The following is an 8,127-nucleotide window of genomic DNA, read 5'->3' as shown; positions in this document are numbered from 1 at the left end:
GGGCTGGCGTTCGCGGCCGGTGCGCGAGCCGAGGAAGGCGACGCGCCGGTGGCCGAGGCCCAGGAGGTGGCGTACGGCGTCGCGGGCGGCCGCCACGTTGTCGATGGCGATGTGGTCGTAGGGGGCCTCGTACTCGCGCTCGCCGAGCAGCACCAGGGGCGCCGTCTCGGTGCGGGCCATCAGGTCCTCGGTCTCCAGGTGGATGGGGCTGAGGATGAGGCCGTCGATCACATGGGACCGGAAGCCCTGGCTGACGAGGAGTTCCTTCTCCCGCAGGCCGGCGGTGTGGTCGACCAGGACGGTGTAGTCGTGCCGGGCGGCCGCGTCGACGACCTCACCGGCGAGTTCGGCGAAGTACGGGTTGCCGAACTCGGGTACCGCCAGGGCGATGATGCCGGTTCGGCCCTTGCGCAGATGGCGTGCGGTGAGGTTCGGCCGGTAGCCGAGCTCGTCGATGGCCTGCTGCACCTTGGCCCGCATGGCCGGTGTCACGTGCTGGTACTTGTTGACCACGTTGGACACGGTCTTGATGGACACGCCGGCCCGTTGCGCAACGTCCTTGAGGCTGACGCCCACGGCACTCCTTGGTTCGGCTCGACTCGGTGGTTCGGCTCGGCGCGCGGTGGCGTCGTCAGGTGGTTCTGCGACTGCGGGCCAGGTAGCGCTGGGCCACCACGACAACGATAAGGAAACCTCCGCTGACGACCGACTGGTACGAGGAGTTGAGCGAGCCGATCTGGTTGATCAGGTTCTGGATGACGGCCAGCAGCAGGACGCCCCAGAGGGTGCCGCTGACCGAGCCGGCGCCGCCGATGAGGAGGGTGCCGCCGATGACCACGGCCGAGATCGCGTCGAGTTCCATGCCGACGCCGATGATGGTGACGCCGGAGGAGAGCCGGGCCGCGTTGAGGGCGCCGGCGAGTCCGGCCAGCAGGCCGCTGAGGGTGTAGACGAGGATCTTCGTACGGGCGACGGGCAGGCCCATCAGGGTGGCGGCGTCGCTGCTGCCGCCCACGGCGAAGAGCGTCTGCCCGAACGAGGTGCGCTGCAGGACGAGTCCGCCGGCCCCGAACAGCACCAGGGCGATGATGATCGGGTAGCCGAATCCCCAGACGCTGCCCTGCCCCAGCTCGCCGAAGGCGGAGCCCTTCGGGACGAGGTAGGTGGTGGCGCCCTCGTCGGTGAGGGCGAGGAGCAGCCCGCGGGCGCCCAGCAGGGTGGCGAGCGTGATGATGAAGGGCGCCATGTTGCCCCGGGCGATCAGCACCCCGTTGACCAGGCCGATCGCGCCGCACACCGCGAGGGGGACCAGCAGCGCCGCCAGGAAGCCGTACTGCGAGGCCCAGGCGGCGAGCACCCCGCCGAGGGCGAAGACGGAGCCCACCGACAGGTCGATGCCGCCGGTGATGATGACCAGGGTCATGCCGAGGGCGACGACGGCGAGGAAGGAGGCCTGGATGGTCACGCCGCGGGCGTTGTCCAGGGAGGCGAAGGTCGGGTAGATGAAGGAGGCGGCGATGACGACGGTCAGCAGGACCGCCAGCACGCCCTGGCGCTGCAGGAGTTCGGCGACGCGTCGGCCGCCGGTGGGACGGGAGGGGTCGGCGGGGCCGGTCTTCGGTCCGCCCGGCTGTGCGGCCGGTGTGCGCCGGACCGGGGCCTGGACGACGGGGACGGGTGTGGTTTCGTTCATCGGGACCGACGCTCCCGGGCGACGTAGACGGCGGCGACGATGATGGCCGCCTGGGCGATCTGTGCGGTGGAGTCGGGCAGGTCGTGCTTGACGAGGGTGGCGCGCAGCAGCTGCATGAGCAGGGCCCCGGCCACGGTGCCCAGCACCCGGACGGAGCCGCCGTTGAGCGGGGTGCCGCCCACGACGACGGCGGTGATGGCGGACAGTTCCATGAGGGTGCCCAGTGAGGACGGGTCGCTGGCGGTGAGCCGTGCGGTGGCGAGGATCCCGGCGAGCGCGGCGAGGACGCCGCACAGGACGTACACCCCGATCAGTACCCGCCTCACGGGCAGTCCGGCGAGGGCGGCGGCGGAGCGGTTGCCGCCGACGGCGACGATCTGCCGGCCGAACGTGGTGCGCTGGACCAGGAAGGCGACGGCGCCGGCGAGCAGCCCGGCGATCCAGACGACCAGCGGCACGCCGAGGAAGGATCCGGTGCCCAGCGACAGCAGGTCGGGGTTGACGATCTGCTTGAGCTGGCCGTCGGCCATGACCAGGGCCAGTCCCCGGCCGCCGACGAAGAGGGCGAGGGTGGCGACGATGGGTTGCAGCCCGACGAGCGAGACCAGGGCGCCGTTGACGGCTCCGACGACCGCGCCCGCCAGGAGCGCCACGACCAGGGCGGGCACGAGCCCGTATCCGAGGTAGAGGGGGAGGAAGGCGGCGGCGAGCGCCATGGTCGAGCCGACGGACAGGTCCACGCCCTCGGTGCCGATGACCAGGGCCATGCCGAGCGCGACGATGACGATGGGCGCGACCTGGACGAGCTGGGTGCGGAAGTTGTCGGCGGTCATGAAGTGATCGGTGAACACGGCGTTGAAGAGCAGCACCACCGCGACGGCCACGTAGACGCCGTACTCCTGGTACCAGGCGGGGTCACGCAACCGGGCGAGCGGGGAGGCGGGCCGGTCGCGCGGTACGGGGTCCTCCGGGTGCGCGGGGCCCGGGGAGGGGGTGACGGCGGCCTGGGTCATCGGGGGTCCTCCTCAGCGGCCGGGGCCGCGGCCTGCCGCGCGGGCGCGGGTTCGGCGCCCGGTGGTACGGGTTCGTCGTGCGGGCCGGACGCGGGGGCGGCGTCCGGGGCGGGTGCGTGGTCGGCGAGCACTTCGAGCAGTCGGCTCTCGTCCACCTCGTCGCCCTCCAGTTCGCCCGCGACGGCTCCGCCGCGCAGGACGACGAGCCGGTCGGCGCCCTCGATGAGCTCCTCGATGTCGGAGGAGATGAGGAGGACGGCCAGGCCCTCCCGGGCGAGGTCGTCGATGAGGCTCTGGACCTCGGCCTTGGCGCCGACGTCGATGCCGCGGGTGGGCTCGTCCAGCAGCAGCACCTTGGGTTCGAGGCAGAGCCAGCGGGCGAGCAGGACCTTCTGCTGGTTGCCGCCGGAGAGTTCGCCGACCTTCTGCTCGGGGCTGGACGCCTTGATGCGCAGGCGTTTCATGAAGATGTCGACGATCCGGTCCTGCCTGGCGCGTGAGACGACGCCGCCGCGAGAGAGCCGGGGCATGGCGGCCAGCACGATGTTCTCGCGTACGGAGAGCCCGGGGACGATCCCCTCGGCCTTGCGGTCCTCGGGCAGCAGGCTGATCCCGGCCCGGATCGCGGCGGCCGGTGTGAGGCGCTTCAACGCGGCGCCGTCGACGGCGATCTCGCCCGAGTCGAGCGGCAGCGCCCCGGACAGCGCCTTCGCCGTCTCGCTGCGTCCCGACCCGAGGAGTCCGCCGAGACCGAGCACCTCGCCCGCGTACAGCGACAGGGACACGTCGTGGAGCTGGTGGCGGCTGGAGAGCCCCTTCGCGGTGAGCACGGGGGTGCGGGCCGCCTCGTGCCCCTCGGCCGCGAAGCTGGTGACTCCCTCCCTGCGTACCTCGGCCAGGTCGCGGCCGAGCATCATCGACACGAGCTGCATCCGGTCGAGTCCGGCGAGGTCACCGGTGTGGATGTGTCGGCCGTCGCGGAGCACGGTGACGCGTTCGCAGACGCGGTAGAGCTCGTCCATGCGGTGGCTGACGTAGAGCACGGCGATGCCCTGGTCGCGCAGACCGTCGATGACCCGGAACAGGGTCTCCACCTCGCGCGGTTCCAGCGAGGAGGTGGGTTCGTCCATGATGACGACCTGGGCGTTGACCGAGACGGCCCGGGCCAGGGCGACCATCTGCTGGGTGCCGATCCCCAGGGTGTGCAGCGGGCGCCGCGGGTCGACGCGTACGCCGAATCCGTCGAGCAGTTCGGTGGCCTCCCGGTGCATCCGGGTGAAGTCGATGAGGCCGAGGCGGTTCCTGGGCTCGCGGCCCAGGAAGATGTTCCGCGCCGCGCTCATCAGCGGGACGAGGTTGACCTCCTGGTAGATGGTGGAGATCCCCGCCTGCTGGGCCTCGAACGGCCGGGCGAACCGGACCGGTTCGCCGGACATCCGCAGCTCTCCCCCGTCGGGCCGGTACACGCCGGTCAGCACCTTGATGAGGGTGGACTTGCCCGCACCGTTCTCGCCGACCAGCGCGTGGGTCTCACCCGGGCGCAGGGAGAAGGAGACGTCGTCGAGGGCGACGACACCGGGGAAACGCTTGCTCACCGAACGGGCTTCGAGCACGGCGGAGCGCTCGGGCCCGACGGCCGCCTCCGGGGCCTGAGGTTCTGCTTCGGGTGGTGCCATGAGGGGTCTCGGCCTTCCGCTGTTCCACTGTTCGAAGGGTCGGGCGGCCCGGGGGCCGCCGTGGGCCGGTGCGGGCACCACGGCGGCCGGGGCCGTCGCCGGGTCGGGAGGGGTCAGAACGCCCCGCCGAGCGATTCCTCGGCGTTGGTGTCGTCGTAGGCGCGGTCGGTGATGATGACGTTCTCGGGGATCTCCTCACCGGCGTAGAACTTCTGCGCGGTGGCGAAGGCCAGTGGGCCGAAGCGCGGGTTGGACTCGATCACCGCGTTGTACTCGCCGTTGACCAGGGCCTGGACGGCGTTGCGGGTGCCGTCGACCGAGACGACCTTGACGTCCTTGCCTGGCTTCTTGCCGGCGGCCTTGATCGCGGTGACGGCGCCGAGGCCCATCTCGTCGTTCTCCGCGTAGACGGCGTCGATCCCGGGCTTCGACTGGAGGAGCTGCTCCATGACCTGCTGGCCCTTGTCACGGGCGAACTCACCGGTCTGCTGGGCGACGATCTCGATGCCGGGGGCCTCGGCCTTGATCTGGTCGACGAAGCCCTTGGTGCGGTCGGTGGTGACGTTGTTGCCGGAGGCGCCGAGGAGGATGGCGACCTTGGCCTTGCCGCCCGTCGCCTTGATCATCGCGTCGGCGGCCCGCTTGCCCTGCTCGACGAAGTCGGAGCCGAGGAAGGCCACGTAGTCCTTGCACGCCGTGGAGTTGACCTTGCGGTCGATGGTCAGGACGGGGACCTTCTTCGCTGCGGCGGCCTTCAGCGCCGGCTCCAGGCCGTCGGAGTTGAGCGGCGCGACGATCAGGAACTGGGCGCCCTGGGACAGCATGTCCTGGATGTCGCTGATCTGCTTCGACAGCTGCGACTGGGCGTTGGTGGTGAGCAGCTTCTTGACCCCGACCTTGGCCGCCTCGTCCTTGATGGACTGCGTCTCGGCGATACGGAACGGGTTGGCCTCCTTCTCCGACTGGGAGAAGCCGACGATCGCGTCCTTCAGGTCCAGCTTCGGGGCGCCGTAGGTGGTCAGCGAGCAGCCGGCGCCGGAGCTCGACTCGGGGGTCTCGGCCGCCTGGGCCCCCTGGCTGCTGTCGCTGCCGGCGTTGTCCGAGGTCTCCGACTTGGAGCAGCCGGAGGCGGCCAGCGTGGCGGTGGCGGCGAGCAGGCAGGCCGCTGCGAGGGTACGGGATCGACGCTGGGTCATCATGCGCGGGACGCTCCTTGGCGGGATGACGGCACGCCGTTCGGCGCGCGGTCGGGCATGGCTGATTGGTGCATCGGCCGCTCGGCGGCAGATGACTCTGCACCCCTCGCGACCCCGTCGCGAGCTGGGCGTACGGCGTTCATGAGGGCCTGTGCGGCCTCTCGGCGGCTCGGTTTACAACGTTATATAGGCGGGTCGGCGCAGGCGGCAAGAGCGTTGCCACCGCGTTTCCAAAATGTGTCGTACCGAGCCGCCGGCCCCACCGGCGCCTCACCGGGAGCGCCTCGCATCAACTCGCGCGCCCCCTATGGACACAGGCTTGGCGGCGTGCTGTCATACGGCCGACGCCCAACTTTCCAACGTTGAAAGCCCTGCCGCCGTTCCCCCGCACCCGCACGACGGCAGCCCTCGTCACGCACCGGAGCACTCCGGCCGGCCGCACCCCCTCCTGCCAGGCAGAAGCGGAGCCCCCACGATGCCCCTGAACCGACGACAACTCCTCACCGGCGCCCTGCTCACCGCCGCGGCCACCACCGCCGGCGGCCGCTGGGCCACCACGGCGACCGCCGCCGGAAGCACCGCCCCGGCCGCGCGCGGGGGCCACTACTCCCCCAACGCCGCGCCCCTGCACCCGACGGCGTTCCTGAGACTGCCGCCCGGGCGGGTCACCGCACGCGGCTGGCTGGCCGGCCAGCTCCGGCTCCAGCTCGACGGACTCTGCGGCCGGTACGAGGAGTTCTCGCACTTCCTCGACTTCACCACCTCCGGCTGGGCGCACCCCGACCGTGACGGCTGGGAGGAACTCCCCTACTGGCTGCGCGGTTACACCCACCTGGCGATCGTCACCGGCGACGCGACGGCGCTGGCCGCCACCCACCGCTGGATGGACGCGATCCTGGCCACCCAGCGCTCCGACGGTTTCTTCGGCCCTGAGCCCCTGCGCACCTCGCTGAACGGCGGCCCCGACTTCTGGCCGTTCCTGCCGCTGATCCAGGCGTTGCGCTCCTGGCAGGAGTACACGGGCGACACGCGGATCATCCCGTTCCTCAGCCGGTTCTTCCGCTTCATGAGCGCGCAGGGGCGCGGGGCCTTCGACACCAGCTGGATCGCCCTGCGCTGGGGCGACGGGCTGGACAGCGTCTTCTGGCTGTTCAACCGCACCGGCGACACCTTCCTGCTGGACCTCGCCGACACGATCCACCGGTACGGCGCGGACTGGGGCGACAACCTGGTGAACCCGCACAACGTGAACATCGCCCAGGGATTCCGCGAACCCGCCCAGTACGCCCTGCGCAGCGGCTCGGCCCAGGACACCCGCGACACCTACGGCACGTACGCCAAGGCGATGGACGGCTACGGGCAGTTCCCGGGCGGCGGGTTCGCCGGGGACGAGAACGTCCGCGAGGGGCACGGCGACCCCCGGCAGGGCTTCGAGACCTGCGGCATCGTCGAGTTCATGGCGAGCCACCAGTTGCTCACCCGGATCACCGGCGACCCGCTGTGGGCGGACCGCTGCGAGGAGCTGGCCTTCAACTCCCTGCCGGCCTCCCTGGACCCCTCGGGCAGAGCGGTCCACTACATCACCAGCGCCAACAGCGTGGACCTGGACGACGTGCCCAAGGGGCGGCGCCAGTTCCAGAACGGCTTCGCCATGCAGGCGTACCTCCCCGGCGTCGACCAGTACCGCTGCTGCCCGCACAACTACGGCATGGGCTGGCCCTACTTCACCGGGGAGCTGTGGCTGGCCACCCCGGACGGCGGGCTCGCCGCCTCGATGTACGCGGCCTGCGAGGTCACCGCGAAGGTCGCGGACGGCACGGAGGTGACCTTCACCGAGGAGACGGACTACCCCTTCGCGGACACGGTCACCCTGACCCTGAAGGCGCCGGGAGCGCTCCGCTTCCCGCTCGTGCTGCGGGTCCCCGCCTGGTGCGCCGACCCGGTGGTCGAGGTCAACGGCCGCCGGGTGGCCGCACCGGCCGGCCCCGCCTTCACCCGGATCGAGCGGGCCTGGGCGGACGGCGACCGGGTCACCCTGCGCTTCCCGCAGCGCACCACCGTACGCACCTGGGCGGACAACCACGGCTCGGTGAGCGTCGACCGGGGACCGCTGACGTACTCCCTGCGGATCGGCGAGGAGTACCGGCGCATCGGCGGCACCGACCGGTTCCCGGCGTACGAGGTGCACGCCACCGGCCCGTGGAACTACGGCCTCCTGCTCGACCCCCGGGACCCGGCCGCCTCCCTCCGCCCCCGCACCGAACGCGCGGTGGGAGCCAACCCGTTCACGCTCGGCGGCTCGCCCCTGAGCATCACGGCCAGGGCACGGCGCATCCCGGAGTGGACGGCGGACGACGAGCACGTGGTCGCGCCGCTCCAGCCGTCCCCGGCGCGCAGCACCGAGCCGGTGGAGGACGTCACGCTCGTCCCGATGGGGGCGGCGCGGCTGCGGATCTCCTCCTTCCCCCTGGCGGACCCGCGGGGCACGGCGTGGCTCGCGGACCGCTGGTACCGGATCGGCAACCGGCGCTCGGGCAAGGTCCTGGGGA

General features: G+C 71.6%; 6 protein-coding genes. 1 reads left to right on the top strand and 5 read right to left on the bottom strand.

What is annotated here, in order from left to right:
- From IH13_RS0107850 to IH13_RS0107830, 5 genes are all read right to left on the bottom strand, one after another.
- A partial coding sequence (locus IH13_RS0107850) for a LacI family DNA-binding transcriptional regulator (RefSeq protein ID WP_031082285.1) occupies nt 1-576 on the bottom strand: 576 nt, incomplete at its 3' end.
- Nucleotides 577-631: 55 nt separating this feature from the next.
- On the bottom strand, nt 632-1,693 hold the full coding sequence (locus IH13_RS0107845) for an ABC transporter permease (protein WP_031082284.1): 1,062 nt from the start codon (nt 1,691-1,693) through the stop codon (nt 632-634).
- Nucleotides 1,690-2,706 (bottom strand): ABC transporter permease, encoded by a 1,017-nt coding sequence (locus IH13_RS0107840; RefSeq protein ID WP_031082282.1) that lies wholly within the window; start codon nt 2,704-2,706, stop codon nt 1,690-1,692. Before IH13_RS0107840 ends, IH13_RS0107845 begins: the two co-directional genes overlap by 4 nt.
- Nucleotides 2,703-4,382: a sugar ABC transporter ATP-binding protein gene (locus IH13_RS0107835; protein WP_031082280.1), complete on the bottom strand. Its 1,680-nt coding sequence runs from the start codon at nt 4,380-4,382 to the stop codon at nt 2,703-2,705. Before IH13_RS0107835 ends, IH13_RS0107840 begins: the two co-directional genes overlap by 4 nt.
- A 113-nt stretch (nt 4,383-4,495) precedes the next feature.
- Nucleotides 4,496-5,581 (bottom strand): ABC transporter substrate-binding protein, encoded by a 1,086-nt coding sequence (locus IH13_RS0107830; protein ID WP_031082278.1) that lies wholly within the window; start codon nt 5,579-5,581, stop codon nt 4,496-4,498.
- A 472-nt stretch (nt 5,582-6,053) separates the two neighbouring features.
- Here IH13_RS0107830 and IH13_RS36950 point away from each other — a divergent pair.
- A partial coding sequence (locus IH13_RS36950; RefSeq protein WP_031082275.1) for a beta-L-arabinofuranosidase domain-containing protein occupies nt 6,054-8,127 on the top strand: 2,074 nt, incomplete at its 3' end.

The organism is Streptomyces sp. NRRL WC-3549 (assembly GCF_000721935.1).
Lineage (GTDB): Bacteria > Actinomycetota > Actinomycetes > Streptomycetales > Streptomycetaceae > Streptomyces.
Note: the sequence above shows the minus strand (reverse complement) of the source record. Positions and strands in the feature narration are given on the sequence as shown.

Coding starts and splice junctions, on each gene's coding strand:
- IH13_RS0107845 (WP_031082284.1), bottom strand. CDS start 1,693: ATGAACGAAACCACACCCGTCCCCGTCGTCCAGGCCCCGGTCCGGCGC.
- IH13_RS0107840 (WP_031082282.1), bottom strand. CDS start 2,706: ATGACCCAGGCCGCCGTCACCCCCTCCCCGGGCCCCGCGCACCCGGAG.
- IH13_RS0107835 (WP_031082280.1), bottom strand. CDS start 4,382: ATGGCACCACCCGAAGCAGAACCTCAGGCCCCGGAGGCGGCCGTCGGG.
- IH13_RS0107830 (WP_031082278.1), bottom strand. CDS start 5,581: ATGATGACCCAGCGTCGATCCCGTACCCTCGCAGCGGCCTGCCTGCTC.